The organism is Microbacterium sp. F2, assembly GCF_052274505.1.
In the GTDB taxonomy this organism is placed as follows: domain Bacteria; phylum Actinomycetota; class Actinomycetes; order Actinomycetales; family Microbacteriaceae; genus Microbacterium.
In genome coordinates this window covers 63,404-84,003 of record NZ_JBNVBV010000009.1, presented here as the reverse complement: position 1 = coordinate 84,003, position 20,600 = coordinate 63,404, and the positions used below count along the sequence as shown (strand labels likewise).

At 66.4% G+C, this 20,600-nt stretch carries 20 protein-coding genes and 1 tRNA gene; 9 read left to right on the top strand and 12 right to left on the bottom strand.

What is annotated here, in order from left to right; translation table 11 throughout:
* Positions 1 to 154: 154 nt before the first annotated feature.
* From ACQVDU_RS14035 to ACQVDU_RS14000, 8 genes are all read right to left on the bottom strand, one after another.
* On the bottom strand, positions 155 to 2,740 hold the full coding sequence (locus ACQVDU_RS14035) for a hypothetical protein (RefSeq protein ID WP_443477467.1): 2,586 nt from the start codon (positions 2,738 to 2,740) through the stop codon (positions 155 to 157).
* A 104-nt stretch (positions 2,741 to 2,844) separates the two neighbouring features.
* On the bottom strand, positions 2,845 to 4,455 hold the full coding sequence (pstS, locus tag ACQVDU_RS14030) for a phosphate ABC transporter substrate-binding protein PstS (protein ID WP_443477466.1): 1,611 nt from the start codon (positions 4,453 to 4,455) through the stop codon (positions 2,845 to 2,847).
* A complete protein-coding gene (gene pstA, locus ACQVDU_RS14025; protein ID WP_443477465.1) occupies positions 4,452 to 5,696 on the bottom strand; it encodes a phosphate ABC transporter permease PstA in 1,245 nt (414 codons plus the stop codon). The genes pstS and pstA overlap by 4 nt, the downstream gene beginning before the upstream one ends.
* Positions 5,693 to 6,814 carry a phosphate ABC transporter permease subunit PstC gene (gene pstC, locus ACQVDU_RS14020; protein ID WP_443477464.1) on the bottom strand — a complete coding sequence of 374 codons (1,122 nt, stop codon included), beginning with the start codon at positions 6,812 to 6,814 and terminating at the stop codon, positions 5,693 to 5,695. Before pstC ends, pstA begins: the two co-directional genes overlap by 4 nt.
* 211 nt (positions 6,815 to 7,025) lie before the next feature.
* Positions 7,026 to 8,720 (bottom strand): protein kinase domain-containing protein, encoded by a 1,695-nt coding sequence (locus ACQVDU_RS14015; RefSeq protein ID WP_443477463.1) that lies wholly within the window; start codon positions 8,718 to 8,720, stop codon positions 7,026 to 7,028.
* An 8-nt stretch (positions 8,721 to 8,728) separates the two neighbouring features.
* Complete coding sequence (locus ACQVDU_RS14010) at positions 8,729 to 9,289, bottom strand: hypothetical protein (RefSeq protein ID WP_443477462.1); 561 nt, start codon at positions 9,287 to 9,289, stop codon at positions 8,729 to 8,731.
* A 154-nt stretch (positions 9,290 to 9,443) separates the two neighbouring features.
* A complete protein-coding gene (gene dcd / locus ACQVDU_RS14005) occupies positions 9,444 to 10,052 on the bottom strand; it encodes a dCTP deaminase (protein ID WP_443477461.1) in 609 nt (202 codons plus the stop codon).
* Between the two features lie 31 nt (positions 10,053 to 10,083).
* On the bottom strand, positions 10,084 to 11,196 hold the full coding sequence (locus tag ACQVDU_RS14000) for a substrate-binding domain-containing protein (protein WP_443477460.1): 1,113 nt from the start codon (positions 11,194 to 11,196) through the stop codon (positions 10,084 to 10,086).
* Positions 11,197 to 11,417: 221 nt separating this feature from the next.
* Between ACQVDU_RS14000 and ACQVDU_RS13995 the strand changes: the two genes are divergently transcribed.
* The 3 genes from ACQVDU_RS13995 to ACQVDU_RS13985 all read left to right on the top strand — a co-directional run bounded on the left by ACQVDU_RS13995 (position 11,418) and on the right by ACQVDU_RS13985 (position 12,348).
* Positions 11,418 to 11,491: transfer RNA gene (locus ACQVDU_RS13995), tRNA-Gly, on the top strand.
* A 203-nt stretch (positions 11,492 to 11,694) separates the two neighbouring features.
* Positions 11,695 to 11,895 carry a hypothetical protein gene (locus ACQVDU_RS13990; protein WP_300590978.1) on the top strand — a complete coding sequence of 67 codons (201 nt, stop codon included), beginning with the start codon at positions 11,695 to 11,697 and terminating at the stop codon, positions 11,893 to 11,895.
* A gap of 24 nt (positions 11,896 to 11,919) precedes the next feature.
* Entirely contained in the window at positions 11,920 to 12,348 is a 429-nt protein-coding gene (locus tag ACQVDU_RS13985; protein ID WP_443477459.1) for a hypothetical protein, read from the top strand.
* An 86-nt stretch (positions 12,349 to 12,434) separates the two neighbouring features.
* On the opposite strand, the gene ACQVDU_RS13980 is transcribed toward ACQVDU_RS13985, so the two are convergent.
* Positions 12,435 to 12,629, bottom strand: coding sequence for a hypothetical protein (locus ACQVDU_RS13980; RefSeq protein WP_443477458.1), 195 nt, complete (start codon positions 12,627 to 12,629; stop codon positions 12,435 to 12,437).
* 188 nt (positions 12,630 to 12,817) lie between these two features.
* Between ACQVDU_RS13980 and ACQVDU_RS13975 the strand changes: the two genes are divergently transcribed.
* The 3 genes from ACQVDU_RS13975 to ACQVDU_RS13965 are packed head-to-tail and all read left to right on the top strand — an operon-like array spanning position 12,818 to position 15,293.
* Positions 12,818 to 13,510, top strand: a complete 693-nt coding sequence (locus ACQVDU_RS13975) for a TetR family transcriptional regulator (RefSeq protein ID WP_443477457.1) — start codon at positions 12,818 to 12,820, stop codon at positions 13,508 to 13,510.
* Between the two features lie 42 nt (positions 13,511 to 13,552).
* Complete coding sequence (locus ACQVDU_RS13970; RefSeq protein ID WP_443477456.1) at positions 13,553 to 14,494, top strand: ABC transporter ATP-binding protein; 942 nt, start codon at positions 13,553 to 13,555, stop codon at positions 14,492 to 14,494.
* A 1-nt stretch (position 14,495) separates the two neighbouring features.
* Positions 14,496 to 15,293, top strand: coding sequence for an ABC transporter permease subunit (locus ACQVDU_RS13965; protein ID WP_443477455.1), 798 nt, complete (start codon positions 14,496 to 14,498; stop codon positions 15,291 to 15,293).
* A gap of 3 nt (positions 15,294 to 15,296) precedes the next feature.
* Here the strand turns inward: ACQVDU_RS13965 and ACQVDU_RS13960 are convergent, their stop codons facing one another.
* Positions 15,297 to 16,133, bottom strand: coding sequence for a PfkB family carbohydrate kinase (locus tag ACQVDU_RS13960; RefSeq protein ID WP_443477454.1), 837 nt, complete (start codon positions 16,131 to 16,133; stop codon positions 15,297 to 15,299).
* 126 nt (positions 16,134 to 16,259) lie between these two features.
* Between ACQVDU_RS13960 and ACQVDU_RS13955 the strand changes: the two genes are divergently transcribed.
* Positions 16,260 to 17,228 carry a nucleoside hydrolase gene (locus tag ACQVDU_RS13955; RefSeq protein WP_443477453.1) on the top strand — a complete coding sequence of 323 codons (969 nt, stop codon included), beginning with the start codon at positions 16,260 to 16,262 and terminating at the stop codon, positions 17,226 to 17,228.
* A gap of 19 nt (positions 17,229 to 17,247) precedes the next feature.
* Here ACQVDU_RS13955 and ACQVDU_RS13950 read toward each other — a convergent pair whose 3' ends face one another.
* Both ACQVDU_RS13950 and ACQVDU_RS13945 read right to left on the bottom strand, forming a co-directional pair.
* A complete protein-coding gene (locus ACQVDU_RS13950) occupies positions 17,248 to 18,138 on the bottom strand; it encodes an EamA family transporter (protein ID WP_443477483.1) in 891 nt (296 codons plus the stop codon).
* A gap of 37 nt (positions 18,139 to 18,175) precedes the next feature.
* Positions 18,176 to 19,492 carry a serine hydrolase domain-containing protein gene (locus tag ACQVDU_RS13945; RefSeq protein WP_443477452.1) on the bottom strand — a complete coding sequence of 439 codons (1,317 nt, stop codon included), beginning with the start codon at positions 19,490 to 19,492 and terminating at the stop codon, positions 18,176 to 18,178.
* Positions 19,493 to 19,546: 54 nt separating this feature from the next.
* On the opposite strand from ACQVDU_RS13945, the gene ACQVDU_RS13940 reads away from it, so the two are divergent.
* The gene (locus tag ACQVDU_RS13940) at positions 19,547 to 19,855 is read left to right on the top strand and encodes a DUF2470 domain-containing protein (RefSeq protein WP_300591438.1); all 309 of its coding nucleotides are present in this window, start codon (positions 19,547 to 19,549) and stop codon (positions 19,853 to 19,855) included.
* 73 nt (positions 19,856 to 19,928) lie between these two features.
* A complete protein-coding gene (locus tag ACQVDU_RS13935) occupies positions 19,929 to 20,594 on the top strand; it encodes a biliverdin-producing heme oxygenase (RefSeq protein ID WP_292707067.1) in 666 nt (221 codons plus the stop codon).
* Positions 20,595 to 20,600: the final 6 nt, after the last annotated feature.

The following is a 20,600-nucleotide window of genomic DNA, read 5'->3' as shown; positions in this document are numbered from 1 at the left end:
TCCGACCGCTCGATCGGGTCCAGCTCAAGCGGGGAGTGTCCTCGCAGACGCTGTTTACGCTCGTGCCGGCAGGTGAACGGTGAGCGAGCGGATGCTGAAGGAGTGGTCTCGACTCCGGCATCTACGGGTTCTCCCTGAATCACCTGGGTGTCACCTAAAGTGGCCGGCGAACGCGGGATGCCAGCGGCACACCAAGCGCCGCGACGAGACCCGCGGCCAGCCCGATTGGCACCGCGGCAGCGAGAGGCTCAGTGTCTGGGTCATCTTGTGTCACGCCGAGTTGTGCCACGGTGATCGGTGCCTCGGCTGCAGGACCTGCCGTTCCCCCCTCGCCCTCAGCGGCGGGCACCGCGTACACGGGAGTCACGTAACTCGAGCCGCCCGCGTAAGCCGGCGTACCGAGGCCTGAAGAGGAAGGTGTCGGCGCGGGGCTCGCCACCACACCCTGCCGAGCGGAGGTTGCAGCTGACTTCGCCTGGGTGGCCCAGCTTGTGGGGAGCGGTGCATACCCACGAGGCAGATCCCCCGAGTTCTGTCCGGGCTGCTGTCCCTCGTTGACGATGAACTCGACGAAAGACGCGTAGTCGCTACGCATCTCCTCGTCCGGATCGGCCGGATTCAACGCTGCATACACCGGAACCGTTAGCGGATAAGCACTTGCGGCGCTCTCTGCGGCACCCGAAAGGCTATCGAACGCCTTTACCCCCGATCCACCCGGGACGTCCGTCATCGCGTTGGCGGCCGCGAGCATAGCCTCGGTTGTCGCGCCCACGTACTGTCCAGCCGAGTTCTCTAGGAGAGCCGTGTACGTCTCGAATCGCGCGGCCGCGGACGAGTCCGTGAGCCCAATAGCCGTACGCTGGCCGACCGGGGAGGGTGCCGTCCTCGACCACTTCGGGGGATTAGCCGTCGTATCAACCCCGAGAATTCTGCGATCGTCACCGCGAAGGACGAACTGCGCCGATTGCTCGAAACTGTCGGCGTACGGACGAAAGTCGATCTGGTTCATTGCGATGTCGCCCGCCTTGGTAACGTCGTTGAACGTATTCGGTAGCTCCCAAGGATCAGCCTTCGGAAAGCTATCTGTGGGAAGGGCCAATGCGGTCCCCAGCGCGTTTGCGTCATCGGCTATCGCGTAGAAGGGGTTGACCACCATGCCCCACTCATCAGGAGTGCCGGAAAGCCAGGCGCGCGCGTCGGCGTCAGCGAGTACGTACTCCCACACTGCCCGGATCGCGTCCGCACGACCGATTGGAGTCACGGCCGACGCCAGCCCTACACCAAGCAATGAGTTGTTGCCCCAGTCGGGATTGAGCGCAAGGAATTCACGATCTCGGGTCACGTTCGTCGGGTTCAACGTCCCGGTGACTGGATTACGCAGGTAGGAGACCTTCTCCCCGTCTTGATCGTGGGTGTACACCCGCGTCGCCGGATCCGTGCTGTAGTCCAACTCGGATACGTAGTCACTCGGGATGGAACCAGTAATCGCCTCGAGGTAGGAATCGGTGAGGAGTTTCGCTACCAGCCGCGGACTCAATCTCATCGAAGTGAACGGAGTCTTACTCTTCTTCTGCTCCTCCTCCGACGCGGATATGTTTACTCGCCGGTCAACGGAGAACGAGATTGTGACTCCCGTCACCGCCAGGGGGGCGTAGACCAATGCATCATCCACCCCGTCGATATCCAGTGGACGCGATACAAGCGCCATTGGCGCGCCACTGACGGTGGCTGCTCGCAGGGCAGCGTCCTCGTCGGCACCCTGTGAGTATGCAATGGCTCTGCCGGCCTGCGCCCCGCAGTAAGCCCCCTGCCACGAGAACATTGCCTGGGCTAGCAGAGGACTACCCTGTACCTGCAACTCACCCTGTGCGAGGTCGCACCGCGACCCAACGGGCACGAAGTCCAGCTTGAAGGCGATCCGATGCCGCCACGAGTCCCACCAGAGGCCCGATCCTGTGGTCGAGTTCACGCCATTGTCCGCGCCTCCTCGCGGTATCACCACGAGCCAACACGGCTGGCCACTGACCTCGCTCGTGTTGAGACCTCGAGGCGAACCACAGCCCAATCCCGACGACTCGAGGGCGGTCTGGACCTCAAAGATGGCTTCGCCAGTGCCATCCTCGGAGAAAGGAGCCCAGTCGATTTCGTTGGTCGTAAATTTCGTGAAGTATCGGTTCTGATTCACGTCAACGGGGGTGAGCCCTGCCTGTGATCTCGTGAGCACGTCCCCTGCTGAGTTGGTCACGAGATTGGATACGAGATAGGTCTCCGGCACAGTTGCCGGGTCAGTGACCAGTTCGTCGTTGTATGCCACAAAAGGCACCGCAGTGTATGCGCCCACCTGAAAGGAGGTGTATTTCCGGTCAGGGGCCGCAACTGCAGACCGCACGGTAGTCTTCGCCCTGAGGCCACCGTTGGCAGTCAGCGCCCCGAACACACATGTCTCGCGAGCGGGGCCGGGAACGCCGTTCTCGATGACTGTTCCCCAGCACTGCGCAACCTGCAAGAAGTTCGTGGTGTCAGTGGAGAGCGCACCCCCCGAGTAGGTGATGCGCAGACCCTCGTTCGTCAGGCCCTCGGTCTTGGACACCGTGACCTTCAGATCCGGGAACGGCGTGCCGGCCGGGTCGAGGGCATCCTGGGCGGTCAGGGTCTTTGCCGACGACTCTTCCGTCTCGGCAGCGGCCGTGGTGACCGAGAGCTGTGAGCCAACCAGACCGACGCCTCCACCGACGAGCACGGCCGTCAGCGAGCCCGCGACGAAAGCACGCATCCATAGCGCAATGCCGCTCAACGGACCCCGCCGTGCTCGACGCTCCCGCCTCGACGAAGCCGACATGGTCATCACTTCGTGCCGCCCTTACTCGCACCGGACCGAAGGATTCGGATCATCGCGGGCGGCGCTATGACGGCGAGTAAGAGGAACACCACCGCGGCGAGCATCGCCGTCTGCTGCCAGCCCCATCCCTCGTCCTTGACGGCAAAGGGCGATGCGACGGCTGCTGCACCCCCACCGGTGCTCGAGCCCTCGATAGCGTTACCGTTCTCGTCATACAACGGCACACTGCCGTCGCCAGTCGCCGCACCGTCCGTCGTGCCGGTCACGCCCCCACTGGTTGTCCCACCGCCGGTGGCATTGGATGCCGACCCGCCGTTGCCCGAGCCGCTGACCGGCGTCGACTGCAAAGCGCCGGCCGTGCCGGTGGTGCACTGATCGGGTCCCTGCTTATCGCAGGCCGCGGGCTGGGGTGCGGTCTTGGCCAGCTGATTCGAGGACGGGGAGTCACCGGCGGTGAAGGTGGGGTTGTTGCACTTGTTCGGGTCGACGTTGGCCGAGCCGGCCCCCGGGATCCGCTTGATCTGTTCGAAGCCGGCGAGCACGAGGTTCATCGTGAGTGGCGAGTATCCCAACGAGGATGCCTGTTGCTGACCCTCGCAGAGGAAGTAACTCATGAAGGCGCCGAGGGTGTTGCCCTTTGCTGCGGTGAAGACGCCCTTCTCCTCAGTCGGCACGATCATGTACGAGTAGCTCGACAGCGGATAGGCGCGTGGATCGGCGCTGTTGTAGACGCCGTCGAGGATCTGCGTGAGGTCGGTGTTCACCTGGGCCGACAGCATCGCCACCGCGACAGACTGAGCCGTGGGCTCGATGTAGTAGCCGGATTTGTTGAGAACCTTGGCCACCGGGAAACCCGACTTCAGGGCGTACGAGTACTCGACGTACGTGATCGCGCCCTCACCGTAGGTCTGTGCAACGTATCCCGCCACGCCGTTCGAGCCACTTTGTCCCTTTGCACCGGAGAAGAGCGGATACTGCGAGGTCAGGCCGGATCCACGGCCCATGGATGCCGCGAACTCGCTCCACAACGCGGGGTATTGCTTCGACATCCACAGGGTGAATTGAGCGCTCGTTCCAGAGCCATCGGAACGGATGACGGGCGTGATCTTCTTGTCCGGCATGGCGAGACCAGGGTTGTCGGCCTTGATCGCGGGATCGTTCCAGTTGGTGATCTTTCCGGTGAAGATCTTGGTGATGACCTCGCCCGACAGGCGAAGATTGGTGACCTGCTTGCCGCCGATCTTCAGGTTGTACATGAACGAGGTCCCACCGGCCACGATCGGCGCGTACGCGTAACCCCGACCCGGTACCTCGGGGGCCGAGCCGTCCTCCGGCGCCGACTGGAACGGGATCTCACTCACGGCGAAGTCGACGGTGCCGAGGATGAACTCCTGGCGACCGGCCGTCGAACCGGTGCCGGAGTAGTTGATCGTCATCCCGTAGTTGGCCTTGACATTCGCCCGCCACTGGTCCAGTGCGTTCTGCGACCAGGTCGATCCCGATCCGGTGATCGGCTCGTAGGTTGCCGCGTAGGCCGGCGTCGTGTTGACAAGCGCCAGCGACGCAACCACCGTGATGACTGCCATTCGCGTGAGCAGTGTGCGCCAAGAGGTCATTGCTTCTCCTCGGGATGGTGCCCGTAAAGGGGCCGCGTGAAGCGCGCCCTGTCCATGCGGATGAGATCGTTTTGCGACCGTCGCGCCGCAGCTCGCCGCTGCCGTGGCGTGAGCTCCCCTGGGCCCCGACCGCCGATGACGCGGGCAATAGCGAAGAGGGCGAGCACCAGCAGCATCAGCACGGCCGCCGCGCCGAAACCTCTCGAGATCATGTTGGGCTCCGGCGACTTGACGAAGTCGAACACCTGAAGCGGCAACGAGATCATCGGACCTTGGAAGGGGTTGAGGTTCATGACCGCCGTGACACCGGAAGTGAGCAGGACGGGCGAAGTCTCGCCGATCCCGCGGGCGGTACCGAGGATGACGGCCGTCGCGAGTCCGGACCGAGCGGTCGGGAGTACGACGCTCCATACGGTGCGGAAACGGGACGCCCCGAGGGCGTAGGCTGCCTCGCGCAAGTTGCCGGCAACCAGGCGGAGCACAACGTCCGATGCGCGCACGATGATCGGGAGCATCATGACGGTGATCGCAAGTGACGCGGCAAAGCCCGACCGCTGCCCCGTGATCAGAAGGATGATCGCCGAGTACACGAACAAGCCGGCAACGATCGACGGGAGCGCCGTCATCGCATCCGTCACGGTGCGCACGAATCGCGCGAACGGTCCGCCGACCTCGTTCAAGAAGACTGCGGTGAGGATGCCGAGAGGAATCGTGATCACCAGCGCGATGCCGATCTGGATCAGCGTTCCCATGATGGCGTGCGCGATTCCGCCCGTGTCGAGGGGATCGAGGGGACCTGCCGACTCCATATCGGAGAAGAAGAAGTTGGCGTGGAACAACGCATCAGCGCCCCGCGTGATCACGAAGACGACAACGAACACGAGCGCACTGGCCAGAATGATGCCGGCGCTGGCGAGGACGACGGTCATGAGGCGGTCGATGACCTCGCGAACCTCAGCGACGACCGAGAGAAGCAGTGCATAGAAGACCAAGAAGAGGATGAAGGCGACAACGAACCACCCGATGACCCCGGTTAGGGGCGCGATCCAGCCGAAGATGAGCGTGGCGGTTGCCATCGCTCCGGCGGCGGCCCCGACAACCGGGTAGACATCATCGACCCGGACTGCACGCAGCTGACGCCGTCGCCCGGTAGGGGTGTCGCCAGGATCAGGCGTCTGAGTGAGGCGCGGCTTGGTTTCGGCATCCTGTACCGGCGAACTCTCCAGCGTGGTCGACATCATGCCTCACTCTGGGCGCCGGAGCGCGATCTGGCGACGATGGTCGATGCGGTGAAGTTGATGACCAGAGTGATCAGGAACAGGGTGAGACCTGCCGCCATGAGAGCTGAGAGCGCGAACTCCGATGCCTCCCCGTATCGCAGGGCGATGAGCGCCGATATGGAGTTGCTTCCGGTTTTGAGAACTTCCCAGTTGATGTAGAAGATCGGCGAGATGATCATGTAGATCGCGATGGTCTCCCCCAGCGCCCGTCCGAGCGCCAACATCGTGCCGCCGATGATCCCGCCGCGGCCGAAGGGCAGGACGACAGCGGTGATCATCCCCCAGCGGGTCGACCCGAGTGCGTATGCAGCTTCACGCTCACCGGGAGGCGCCTGCATGAAGGCTTCACGCATGATCGAGGTCTGCGTGGGAACGATCATGAGCGAAACGACGACTCCCGCGATGAATGCCGACGAGGTGAACGCGCTCGCATCCGACGCGGCTGTCCCGTCCGGATTGGTGACGGCGAAGATTGGAATCCACGAGAAGTACGTCGAAATCCACTGCGAAACCGGGATCACGTTCTCTTGCAGGAAGAAGACGCCCCACAGTCCGAAAACCACGCTCGGCACCGCCGCCATGAGATCGACCAGCGTGATCGCCCACTGCTTGAGGCGGCCGCGCAACACCTCCGAGATGAGAAGTGACGTCCCGAGCGAGAGTGGAAGCGCGATGGTGATCGCGATGAGAGCGATCGAGACGGTGCCGAACAGGACAGCAGCGATCCCGAACTGGCCGGTCTCGGGCGACCACTGCTGTTCGAACAAGAAACTGATGCCCGACACCTGCAGGGCGGACCCCGCGCGAACCGCCAGAAACAGGCCAACCGCCAGCATGATCGCTACCGTGATGCCACCAGCGGCGAACGCGACGGAGCGGAAGATGCGGTCGGAGGTGGACGGCCGGGACGTCAGCGATCGTGCACCGTCGGGGTGCGCGGTCGCGGGTTCATCGATGATCTGGGTGACGTCGTTGGCGAGAAAGACGTCAGCCACCTCATCGAAGACCGTCAGGCCCTCGTCGTGGCTGTCTTCGACCGCCTCACCGGACCCGTCACGTGAACGTTCCACTCGCGTCATGAACGACCACCAGGGGTGCGCAACGCGGACATGGGACTTCTTTCGGGTCGAAGGCGCCGCCCCTGCCGAGGAGCGACGCATGGATCAGAGCACCGCTCGGACGCGAGCCGCGGCTCGGTGACACTGGTGATCGTCATCTGCGCCGGTGAACGAAAGGCGTCGCGTTCGCTAAGGCGCGCTTTCTCGCACGTGTGCGGCGAGCATCGCGTGGTCATGGACTCACCGTGGGGGACGGGACTGCCGTCGGCGTCGGGGTCGGCGTCGGGGTTGCCGTTGGTGTCGGCGAGGGCGCCGATGCTGGCTCGAAAACCGTCACCGTCGAACCAACGACCCGCCGCGTTCCACCCACCGGGTCGGTACGGATCACGCCGATCCCGACCGTGGAGGTCGGGGCCGAGGCCGTCGTGAAGCCGGCTCCCGCAACACTTTCGAGCGCCGCGTGCACCTCGAGCCCGATGACGGTCGGCACCGCGTTGTACCCCGAGGCAACCGTCACCGCGACGGCGCTGCCGAAAGCCGCCCGATCCCCCGAGACGGGCGAGGTCTCGATCACCGTGCCCTCGGTCCAGCGGCTGTCTGCCGACGTCACCACACCGACGACGAATCCCGCCGAGACGATTCGCTCGCTCGCCTCATCTAGCTGGAGCTGCGCGACATCCGGAACGCGCGGGCGGGTGTCGGCTACCGAGGCAGGGGACGTCGGCTCCGGCGACGGCGTGGATGTCAACGGCTCGGGCGTCGGTTCCGTGGTGACGGATGCCGAGGGTGAGGTCGCCAACGAGATCACGACCCCTAAGGTGACGGCGGCTGCGACTGTCGCCAACATCGCTATGCCTGCCGGTCGCCGACGCCGATGCACGGCCGCGAACGGGCTCACCACGGGCGAGGATGCGCGCGGCGGGGTAGCTGTCGTACCGAGTACGCGAGTTACCCCCGTTCGGTCCTCATGAGTGCCGGTCGTGTGCGCGGCGGACGACGTGGGCGGGGAGATCGGCTTTGCAGCCGTGGTGGCGCGGGTGCCGGCTGTTGCATCGGTTGCTACTGCGGCAAGCGCGTCGCGCATCGCGCGCGCCGTCGGAAAGCGATCGGCCGGATCCTTGAGCATCGCCTTGACCACGACGCGATCCACGGATCGCGGGATACCCGGGCGGCCCACCGAGGGAACGGGTGGTGGAGCCTCCACGTGTGCGCGCGCAACATGGGTCGGATCATCCCGCCGGAACGGCGCGTGCCCGACGAGTGCGAAATAGAGCAACGCTCCCGCCTGGTAGACATCACCCCGCTCGTCGACAGCGTCCCCGCGCGCCTGCTCCGGGGAGACGTAGCTGGCGTTGCCGAGGACTCCGACACCCCCCTCGTCGCGTGCGGCGAGCAGCGCGGCAGATCCGACTGCCGTCTCACCGACGTCGCCCGCGATCCCGAAGTCCAGCAGGCGAACGGTCGACGGATCGAGCTCGCCGCTGCTGTCACGAGCCACCATGACATTCGTCGGCGACACGTCGCGGTGGACCAGCCCGGCCGCGTGAGCGACATCCAACGCATCGAGCACGGGGACCATCACGCTGATGGCGGCTTCGGGAGACAGCGGTCCGGTGGCACGCACATGCTCGGCGAGCGTCGCGCCCGATACGAACTCGAGCGCGATCCACACGACAGGCTCGGACCGATCGAGGTCCTCCCCGACATCCAGCACCTGCACGGAATGCGGGTGCCGGAAGCGTGCGGAACGCGCAGCCTCAGCCAAGAAATGGGCGCGCGCCAGCGGGCGCTCCGTCAAGTGTGGGTGAAGGATCTTCAGGGCCACGCGTTGCCCGCTCATCGCGTCCTCGGCGAGGAAGACGGATGCCGAGCCCCCCGTCCCCAGGAGGTCGATGAGCCGGAACCTGCCGGCGATCAGATCGGCCATGACAACGCCTAGAGCACCGCGCCCTCACCGGCACTCATCGGGCGACGACGGGCAGAGAAATGCGCGGCGGGAGCCGGGAGAAGCCTCGCAGTACGAAGAGCCGAGAGTGCCGACACGGCTGCAGCTGCCGCCGTGGACGACGAGGTGTACCACCGGGCGCACGTCATGACTGGACCTCCCTCGGCGTTGAGGACCCACCCGCGCCGAGTCGTGGCCCCATCGACGACGGCCGTAACATCCAACCGACCCGTAATGGTGGCGATCCGCTCGACGTGCCTCCGCGCCTGCTCGGCGTTCTGGTAAAGGTAGAAGCTCCGCCCGAGCTCGCGGTTGTTCGAGGCGACGAGACGCCAGTACACGGCCCCGCTCGTCTCGCCGCTCACCTTCGAGCCGTCTGCGGAACGACCCGACTTCTCGGGAGGGTGAGCAACAGCGACACCGGGGACGACAGCGTTTCGGAACCGCATCCACTTCTGGACCATCGGATCATCAACCGACGGCATGACGCGAAAGCTCACCGCAGCGGCGAGCGGCGCGTGCGGGACGTGTTCGGAACCGGGCGATTCCACGCTGTCCTCCGGGAGAAGGTGATTGGGGCTCCCGGCCCAGGACATCGTCGGGTGATTCGCTTCAGCGGGCCGTGATCGTGATCATCGGCTCGGCCGCTTTCGCGCAGCTTTCGGGCAGGTGTCCTAAGGGTGTCCAGTTCCTTCCGTACGGGTCTCAGCTAACGCCGGTCGCCCCAGCCTGGCGCGCTCCGACATCCGTGCGATGGAAATTCTGGTGAGAGCGGGAGGCGGTCGGTCCACGCTGCCCCTGATACCGGTTGCCGTACGGGCCGGATCCGTAGGGGTTTTCTGCCGGGGAGGACAGCCGGAAAAAGCACAGCTGCCCGATCTTCATGCCCGGCCACAGTGTGATCGGAAGTGTTGCGACGTTGGAGAGCTCAAGTGTCACGTGTCCCGAGAAACCGGGATCGATGAAGCCTGCAGTGGAGTGGGTGAGCAGTCCTAGACGCCCGAGCGATGACTTGCCCTCGAGTCTGGCGGCGACGTCGTCGGGCAGCGTCACCAGCTCGAATGTCGAGCCCAACGCGAACTCACCCGGATGCAGGATGAACGGCTCGTCGGGTGCGACCTCGATGAGTCGCGTCAGGTCGGGCTGGTCGACGGCCGGATCGATGAACGGATACTTGTGGTTGTCGAACAGTCGGAAGAATCGGTCAAGTCGCACATCGACGCTCGATGGCTGCACCATCTCGGCGTCCCACGGGTCCAGTCCGACCCGACCGGCGGAGATTTCATGACGGATGTCGCGGTCCGAGAGCAGCACGAGGCCAGCCTAGAGGACCCCTCGCTCAGCGTCAGCCGAGCTGGTCCGCGGTGTAGTACCACGTGTCGACGATCTTGGCCTGGCGAGACTGCTCGGTCACGATCTCCGGCCATACGAGGCGAGTGGTCACCGAGCCGGTGTTCGTGAAGTAATCCTCCGTGCGCGAGAGCGCCGCCTCTGTGCCATTCAGCTCCGCAACAGCGGTTTCGGCGGCAGTTCGGGCAAGGACACGGATGTCGGAGAACACCGTCGCTTCGAGCCCGTTGCCGAGGGATCTGATCGTTTCCGGATCGTCACCGACGGTCGTGACGATGATGTCCGACCGGCCGGAATCGGCCAGCGCGGCACGAACGCCGTCGGCGATCTCAGCGGATGCCGTCACCACGGCAGACAGCTTCTCGCCGTCTGCGTACGACGATTCGAGGATCGACGTCATGCGCGCCTGGGCGGCTTCGCTCGAGCTGTCCGTCGTGTCGACATCCTCGCCCTCAATCTGGCCCGAGCCCACGACGAGATCGCCGGACTCGAGATAGGCGGCGAGGCTGTCGCGGACCGAACTGTTGTAGAAGAACCAGTAGTCCCAGTCGTCGATGTCTGCGCCGAAGACTTCGATCCGGAGCGGGTCGTCGACCACCACGCCCGTGGGATTGCCCTGTTCGTCGCTGAGCCCGAGAGCAGAAGTAGCAGCGACCGCCGCCTCGTATCCGAACCCGTAGCGGTCTGGAGCGATGAAGAAATCTATGCCGGTCGCATTGATCGGGAGCCGGTCGAGCGCGATGACATCGATGCCGTCAGCCTCTGCCGTCGCCAAGGCGTCGACCAAGCCCTGCTCGTCCGCGGCGGTCACGATCAGCACGTCGACATCGGCCGCGATCAGCTCCTCGATCCGGTCATCCTGCTCGGCGGCATCGGCATAGTCCACGGTGACCGTCACGCCCGCCTCATTGAGAAGCGACTCGAGCGCGTCGCCGGCCATGGTCCACCGCAGCTCGCCGCTTGCCGGGAGCACGACACCGACGGAGCCGCTGGCTGTGCCCTCCAGCGGCGTGAGCGTCGGCGAAGGCAGCGGAGTAGACGTGGCCGTGCAGCCTGCCAGGCCGAATCCCGCCATGACTACCAGGGCGACGAGTGCGCGAATTCTCACCACGGTCCTTTCACGATCACCGCGGATGACACGGATGACCGAGCACATATCGCGGGCGACGCGCGAGTTTCTCTCGCGATCGTGCACCGGGCACCAACGGGTGGCGTCCGGGGGGTAAAGCACGCCTGTTGCAGCGGTGAACCGAGGCCTTAGGGGCCGTGAAGGGGTTGCGGGTGATCCCCGGACCCACCTTGATATGCTGGCGGGGCGCCTCGGCGCATGGGGCTGTAGTTCAATGGCAGAACTTCTGCTTCCCAAGCAGACAGCGCGGGTTCGATTCCCGTCAGCCCCTCCAATGCCCTCGCGTGCGGCCACAGGCCGTGCGGGAGGGCATTCGTGTGGTTGCCGTAGGAACCGACCCGCCTGCGGGTGGGCCCACGCCGCCCGAGGCTCCGCGCGCCGCGCAGCGGCGGGTGGAGGGGCGGTGGGGACGATTCCCGTCAGCCCCTCCAATCGCCCGTTGCGCCGCCACCGGCGGTGCGGCGATACGCTCAGGGCATGCGTCCGTTCGTAGGTTTCGCGATTGCCGCCGCTGCCCTTCTGCTCAGCGCCTGCCAGGCAGCCACTCCGGCCTCGGGCCAAGACGAAACACCGATCTCGCCGGAGTCAACGTCCGAACCCGCACCAGCGCCAGACGAAGCCGACTCCATTGTGTTCACGCTCGACGGACTCGAATACCGAATCGATGGCGACGAGTGAACGGTCGCGTTTGAAGTGGAGCCGATGACCGCTTTCCTTACTGAGCTCACCGACGCGGATCCTCAGATCGAGGATGTTGAAGATTGGTGGGGTGGGGAGACCGTCGTCGCCCACCGCTACAGCTGGGAGGGTGCGTCATTCGTCGTCTTTGAAAACTCGACATGGGCTCCAACGGCGATCACGGCACCCTCCATCGGAGGCGTTCCGGTGTCCACCCGCGACGGCATCGCGGTGGGGTCGAGTCGCGAACAGGTTGAAGCTCTTGATCCGCTTGAAGTATGGGATGAGGACGGTGACGGCGCGTTCGACCAGCTCGGTCTCGAGACACGCGTGGTCCCCGATACTCGATCGCTAAGCCGGCCCGGTGAGACCGGTGAGGAGTACATTCTTGTGGTGATCTCTGACGGAGCGGTCTCGAGTCTCCAACACGGTAACGATTTCAGCGACCTCTAGCCAGATCGCGTGGGAAGTGAAACCCCTCCCGAGAACATCGAAGACCCACGCAGTACTCTGCGCGGGCCTTCGGGTTCAGGGGGACGTCAGTCTCGGGCTTCTTCCTTGACGTCGTTGCGTGCCTTGACTGCGTCGCGTTCGGCCTCTGCCTTCTTCACGTCGGCTTCGGCAGACAGCTCTTCGGCCTTGTCCTTGGCCCGGTCGACGCCGTCCTTAACGGCGTCGGCGGTGTTCTCCGCAGCCTCAGCGATGTTCTTCTTCGCATCTTCCATGAATCCCATGGGGTCTCCTTCCATCTGCAGAGCGCGACGTCATGTCGCGTTGGTGACGATAGCGGCTCGACGCGCCAGTCCGGAGGGGCTTGCGCGATCGCCTCGAACCGGCGATAGTACGCTCCCGCGTCGGCAGATCCGTGAGCACGCGGTCTACCCCTTGACGCCACACTGAACGACTGTTTAGTGTGTTGAACATGCGTTCAGCACCCGACGCTCCCACCCGTGAGCGGATCCGCGACGCGGCCATCGCGGCCTTCGCGGAGCGCGGTTTTGACGCAGCGGGCCTGCGCGACATCGCGCAGCGCGCCGGGGTGAGCGCAGCGCTGATCGTGCACCACTTCGGCTCCAAGGAAGGCCTGCGCGAGGAATGCGACGCCTACGTCGTCCAGACGCTGGTCACCGACAAGGGCCGAATCGCGGGTGGCGTCGCCTCAGCGATGATGCGCGAGGCCCTCGCCGACCGCCAGCGCTACGAGCCACTTCTTGACTACATGTCCCGGATGCTGACATCCGACACCGCGGCGGCAGACGACCTCTTCGACTCCCTGACGGCCGCGACGCGCACCCTCCTCGAGCAACAGGCCGCGGCCGGGATGCTCCGCCCGCAGTCGGACATGGAGGTCACGGTCACCGCGGTGACGCTCTACGGCCTCGCCCCGGTGCTCCTGCGCCGCCAGCTCGCCCGAAGCCTCGGCGAGGACGGGCTGACCGAGACGCTGCTTCGCCGGCTCACCCTGCCGCTGCTCGAGTTTTACACCCACGGTCTCTATGCCGACGACCGGCTGCTCACCGCTGCGCACGACGCGCTGGAGCGCCCGATCGGTCCACCCTCGGGCAAGGGCGAGAACGACCCGCACCAGGACCCCGACCCGCCGCTGGCCGACTGACTCTCGGCATCCATCACACACCAGCGACGAAAGGAGCAGGGGATGACCCCTGCCATTGAACTCAACGACCTGCGCAAGCAGTACGGGCGGCGCACCGCCCTCCATGGCCTGACCCTGTCTGTCACGCCCGGCACGGTGTTCGGCCTGATCGGCCCCAACGGGGCAGGAAAGACCACGACCCTCCGGATGCTGGTCGACATCATCCGGCCGACCAGCGGCACCGCCCGCGTGCTGGGAACCGATCCGCGAACCGGCGGGGCAGACCTCCGCCGCCGCATCGGCTACGTTCCCGGCGAAATGCGGATGGAGGGAAGGACGACCGGGCGGCGCCTCCTCGACTTCTACGCGAGCGTCTCGGGACCGGTCAGCCCCGGGCGCATCGACCACCTGGCTGAGCGGCTCTCGTGCGATCTCTCCCGCCCCGTCCGCACGCTCTCGAAGGGCAACAAGCAGAAGCTCGGACTCATTCAGGCCTTCATGCATGAGCCGCCACTGCTGATCCTCGACGAACCCACGAGCGGACTCGATCCCCTGATGCAGCGCGAGTTCCTCGGCCTCGTGCACGAGGCGCGGCAGAACGGCCAGACGGTTCTGCTGAGCTCCCATGTGCTCAGTGAGATCCAACAGGCAGCCGACGAGGTCGCGGTGCTCAGCCAGGGCCGGATCGTCGCGGCGGGAGCTGTGGACGAGCTGCGGCTCGGCGCCGTGCGTCGCATCCGTGCCGTGCTGACGGATGCCGACCCCAACGCGGTCCGCGGCGTACTCGCGCCCCTGTCGACGAGCACGCCCCCCGAGGTGCGTGCGCAGGATGACCGGGTGATCGTGCACGCCACGCTCGAGGGCGAGATCGACCCGCTCGTAAAGGCACTGGCCCGCTTCCACGTGGCCGAACTGCTGATCGAGGAGCCCGACCTCGAGGAGTCGGTGCTGCGCCTCTACGGGTCCGCGAGCACCGATACCCCCACAGCGATGGGGGGCGAGTGAGATGGGCCGCCTGCTCCCCATCACAGCCCGGAGCCTCCGTGACTCCTGGCGCGGACTGCTCGCGTGGGCACTGGGCCTCACTGCTGCCCTCGCGCTCTACCTTCCGCTGTTTCCGTCGTTCGGCAGCAGCGGCTCGCTCGAAGAGATCATCGCGACGCTGCCGCCAGAGCTGGTCGACGCCCTCGGCTACGACCAGATCGGCACCGGCTCGGGGTATGCGCAAGCGACCTTCTTCGGCCTGATCGGTTTCGCGCTGATCGTGATCGCGACCACCGCGTGGGGAGCGAGCGCGATCGGCGGCGCCGAAGAGAACGGCCGCCTCGAACTCGACCTGGCACACGGGATCGGCCGTGTCTCCTACGTCCTCGAGAACGCCCTGGCGATCCTTCTGAAGCTCGTCGTGTTCGCCGTCGTCATCAGCGTGGTGATCGGCCTCCTCAACGGTCCCTCGGAACTCGGGCTGGAGGCATCCGGGATCATCGCAGCGATTGCAGCCCTCGCGGGACTGGGCGCACTGTCAGCCACTGCCGCGCTCCTTGCAGGTGCCATCACCGGTCGCCGGATCGCCGGGGTCGCGGCGGGCGCGGGCATAGCCGTCTACGGGTACGCACTGCAGGCAGTCGCGAACCAGTCCGAGGATCTCAGGTGGGTCGAACGGCTCTCGCCTTACTCCTGGGCCTACAGCGAGGCGCCGCTCGAGTCGGGATTCGCGTGGGGCATCGCAGCGGTCTGGGGTGTCGCGATTCTGTTCACAGGAGCTGCGGCTCTCGCCCTGCGCTCCCGCGACGTCACCGGCTGAGCGCTACCGGTACTCAGCGAGAGAACGAAGGGGCGGCTGGGCGCCGACGTGGGTCACCGCGTCGGCGCCCACCGCGCACGCCGCGGCCAGCGCAACCTCATCGGACCACCCGGCATGCACGGCGAGCGTGATCGCGGCGCTGAAGGCGTCCCCGGCGCCGACAGCGCTCACGGCCTCGACCGCGGGTGACGGTGCGGTCAGCACCCGCTCACCCTCACGCCACAGCGACGCTCCACGAGCCCCGTGGGTGACGACAACCAGACGCGCCGCCGACACTGCGGGGAGCGCGGCGAACTCGGCGTCGTTGACGATCACGAGGTCTGCGCGCCGCAGCACCGAGGGCCGCACGTCGCGGGCAGGCGCCGCGTTGAGTGCGAAGAATCCGGGCACGGATGCCGCGAGTGCCTCGATCGCGTGCGGGGGGATCTCCAACTGCGCAAGCACCGCTTCGTCGGACGCGAACGGCCCCGCCGCCTCGACCGCGTCGTTGGCACCGGCGCACACGACGATCGTGTTCTCACCGGCCGCGTCCACCGTGATCAGTGCCGTTCCCGTCGGCTCGGCGACGACCCGGATGCCGGACGTGTCGACGCCTGCGCGGCGGAGGTTCTCGACCATGGCCTGCCCGTCGGTGTCGTCTCCGACCGCGCCGAGCATCCGCACCGCCGCACCGAGCCGAGCGGCTGCCGCCGCCTGATTCGCCCCCTTGCCGCCGGCGCCGCGGATCGGTCCGCGCCCACGCACGGTCTCGCCGGGAATCGGAAGTTCACCCACCGTGACGGAGATGTCGACGTTGATGCTTCCGACCACGCAGAGCGGGCCCAGACCTCGGGATGTCATGCCGACATTCCATCACGCACCGTGGCTCCCGGTACGACCGGCGGTTCACCGCGCGATATAACCGAAGGGGTGCGCGACGCGCCCCGGACGGCGCCGTCCGCTCACCTCATCACCCCCGGGAGCGACATGACTGCGCCTCTTGCGCTGTACCTCGACTGCGACACCGGTATCGACGACACCGTCGCCCTGGCCTACCTGTTGCGCTCACCCCTGGTGGAGCTCGTCGGGGTCGGCACGGTCAGTGGCAACACGGATGCCGCGCAAGCTGCCCGCAACACCCTCGATCTGTTGGCGGTGGCGGGCTTCCCCGACATCCCCGTGGCAGTCGGCGCACACGACCACCTCACCCACGCCTACGGCGGCGGCGCGCCACACGTACACGGCGACAACGGCATCGGCGGCGTCATCCTCCCCGATTCGGGCGTCTCACCCGACCCACGCGACGCGGCTGACCTCCTGCTCGAGTTGTCCCACGCCTACGCAGGCTCGCTCCACCTCCTGACGATCGGGCCGGTGACCAACATCGCGCTCGCCCTGGAACGCGACCCGACGCTGCCGTCGCGAATTGCCGGTGTCACGACGATGGGTGGCGCAGCCCTCGTTCCCGGCAACATCACTCCCGCGGCAGAGGCGAACATCTTCAACGACCCCGAGGCTGCTGATGTTCTCACCCGGGCCGACTGGGACGTGACGTTCGTGCCCCTGGATGTGACCATGAACCATGTCCTCACCGACGGCGACCGAGGCCGCTTGCTCGCCTCAGCCGATCCGTTCGCGCGCGCGGTCGGTGAGATCCTCGACCACTACCTCGACTTCTACGTGCCGCAGTTCGGTGAGAGGCTCAGCCCCCTGCACGACCCGCTGGCGGCGATGGCCGCGGCGGGGGCGCCGGGCATTGGACGAAGCCTGCGCGTTCCCATCGTCATCGATACGACAGACGGTCCCTCGCGCGGCTCGACCGTGGTCGACATGAGGGGACAACGCCTCGGCCCCCGGGATCACGACGGTGTCAGGACCCGCGTGCTCTTCGACGGGGCCGATGCCCTCACCGAACACCTGGTGTCGACCATCCTCGGCGACACGGCCACGCCCTAGCGGAAGGCGGAGCGCAGACCTACGGAAGGGGCTCGGCGGGAGGAGCTTCCGCGCCGCGCGTGCCGGTCGCTGCTCGGACTGATGCAGCCCGAACGGCTCCGATGCTCGCAGCGATGACCAGCGCGATTCCGACGATCTCGAGCCACGTCATGGCCTGTCCGAGCAGCAACCAGCCGGCGAGGGTCGCTGTCGCGGGGGCAAGGCTCATCAGGATCGCGAACGCGGATGCCGCCAGCCGCCGCAACGCCAACAGCTCGAGCGCGTACGGGATCGTCGAAGAGAGCACCGCGACTGCCGCGCCCAATGCGAGAAGGTCGATGCGCACGAGTGAGCCGCCTGCTGCGATCAGTCCCCAGGGCAGCGCTGCGAGCGCGCCCACCACCATGGCCAGCGCAAGTCCGTCCAGGCGCGGGAATTCACGCCCGACGCGCGCGGAGGCGAGGATGTACAGCGCCCAGCTGGATGCCGCCCCGAGGGCGAACAGCACGCCGATCGGGTCCAGTCGGTCCCACCCGCCCCCGGCCAGCGCGATGACTCCGATCAGCGCCAGCCCTGCCCACAGCCAGGCGCTGGCACGACGCGCGGCGATCACCGAGAGCACGAGCGGTCCGAGCACCTCAATGGTGACCGTGACGCCGAGGGGAAGCCGCGCGAGCGCCAGGTAGAACAGGCCGTTCATCAGCGCGAGTACCAGCCCGAAGCCGACGACCGAGCGCCAGGCTGGCGGGGTGTGACCGCGAAGGCGGGGCCGGGCGATGACCATGAGGATGACGGCCGAGAAACCGAGACGCAGGAACACGATTCCGAGGGGTCCCAGCGCGGGGAAGAGCAGAACGGCGAGGGAGGCACCAAGCTCCTGACACACCAGGCCCGTGACAACCATCCCGACCGCGAACGGCGGCGACGACATGGCTGCCGCGCGCGGAGCGCTCACCCTGGGTCCGGGATCACGGCTGAGGCAGCGGACAGACCGCCGCGCCGCGGATGGCTTCGGCCTGCTGTTCGGCGGTCCAGGGCAGGCCCGCCGCGGGCGCTGTCTCGCCGGCCGCGGCGGGGGCCTTCGAGGCGATCGCAGCAAGTTCCCACGCGAGGTTGGCAGCGATCCCCGCGGGTGCGGCTGAGTTGTTCAGGACGACAGCGACCGTCAGCCCGGTATCGGGGTCGGCGTACGCAGCCGTGAGGTAGCCGGGAATCGCGCCGTGCTGACCGATCAGGCCTCCGGCGGCGAACGCTCCGCCGTCGTAGGTGTACCAGGTCGGTGCGCCCGGGTAGGCCTCGCGAGGACTGTCGAACCGCGTCTGGTCATCCCCGAGCAGCGCGCCGGTGGCAAGAGCCTGCGCATAGCGACCGAGATCGGCGATCGTCGAGACGGCACCGGAGTCGGCGAAGCCGATGCTGGCGGATAGCTCCGTGATGTCGACGGGATCAGTGCACAGTAGCTGCCCGTCCTCGCCCGGCAGCGAGTTGTTGCCCTGCAGCGACGAGCCACCGGTATCACCGGCGGGCGTTGCCGGGGCGGCGCCCGGAAGCCACGTGGAATCGAGGCCGAGAGGAGCCGTGACGTACTGCTCGAACAGCTCGGGCAGAGACGTTGCCGTCGCCGCCTCCAAGGCCACCCCCAGCAGAATGTAGCCGGCATCCGAGTCGACGAAAGCGGCGCCCGGACTGCTTGTTCGCTCACGTCCCATGCCATAGGCCGCGAGCTCGAGCGGAGGCCACTGGCGGTTCGGGGTCTTGAGCCAGTCGTTCCACAGCGACGGCGCCGATGCCCCGATGCCCGACGTGCTGTCGCAGAGCTGGCCCAAGGTCACGTCTTCCAGTCCCGACGCGCCGACGACATACTCCGAGACGTTGTCATCCAGGGCAACGACCTCGCGGTCGACGAGCGCGTAGAGAACATCGCACGTCATGGCCCGCGTCACGCGGGATGCGCGGAACTCCATGTCGGAAGTGACAGCCTGCGAGCTTGTCGGAGACTGGGTTCCCACACCGGCGACCCACGAGCCGCTCCACGGCGCCCAGACTCCCACAATGGCACCCGAGGATCCGGTCGCGGCCATCGCTTCGGCCAGCGCGGCATCCAGTTGCGACTGGGTCTCGGCGGGGAAATCTCCCTCCACCTGAGCCGGCACGTCGATCTCGACGGTTCCGGTGGGAGCACACCCAACGAGCATCGTCGCGAGGGCAACCGTCGCGATCCCGAGGGCGCTCCAACGCCGCCTGAGGATCGTCGCACCCATACCCAACCCCCGTTGTTCGTGCATTCAGCATTCAAACACATCAACATCACGCAATGATCACGGCCCTACGCTGGCACCATGACGTATCGCTTCGACGACAGCATCCGCACCGGCGTCCTCGCCCACATGAACGGCGACCACGGTGGCGACAACCTCCTGATCGTGCGGGCGTTCGGACAGACGGATGCCGTCGGCGCGGTCATGTCCGATCTCGATGGCGACGGCGGGGTGTGGGATGCCGAGCTCGGCGACGGCACGACAGTGACCGTGGCTGTTCCGTGGCCCGGCGGCAGCATCACAGAACGGCCCCAGATCCGAGCCGAGATCGTGAAGCTCTATGACGCGGCGTGCGAGCGTCTCGGGATCGAGCCTCGTCCGCACGAGTGAGCGGCGCCGACTCTCGCACCATCGGGACTTTGGTCTTGTAAGGTTCGGCTTACCTGAAGGTACACTGGTGCGCATGACACCCGTGACCCCGTTCTCGACGGCCCTGCGCGAGCGCTCGAGCACCGCCCACTCGGGCAGTGAACACGCCGGCTTCATGAGCGATCTGATGAAGGGCGAGGGCACGCGCGAGGACTACATCGCGCTTGTCGCCCAGCACTGGTTCATGTACGACGCGATCGAGCGCGCCGCCGATGTGATGCGCAACGACCCCGTTGCGGCCCCGTTCATCAGCGACAAGCTCACCCGCATCCCCGCACTGGAGGCCGACCTCGAGTTCCTCATCGGACCGGACTGGCGCGAGCGGATCGCTCCGCTCCCGAGCACCCAGCGCTACGTCGACCGGATCAACGAGGTCGGCTCGACGTGGGCCGGCGGATTCGTCGCCCACCACTACACCCGCTACCTGGGGGACCTCTCGGGCGGGCAGTTCATCGGCAAGCTCATGGCACGGCAGTTCGGGTTTGAGACCAACGGGATCGGCTTCTACGTGTTCGACGACATCGCCGACCCCCGCGCCTTCAAGGATGTGTACCGCGAGCAACTGGATGCCGCTCCGTGGGACGCGGACGAACAGGAGCGCGTCATCGATGAAGTGCTGCGCGCCTACCAGTTCAACACCGATGTCTTCGTCGACCTTGCCGCAGCCAAAGCCTCGGGTCGTATCGCCGAGATCGCCTGAACGATC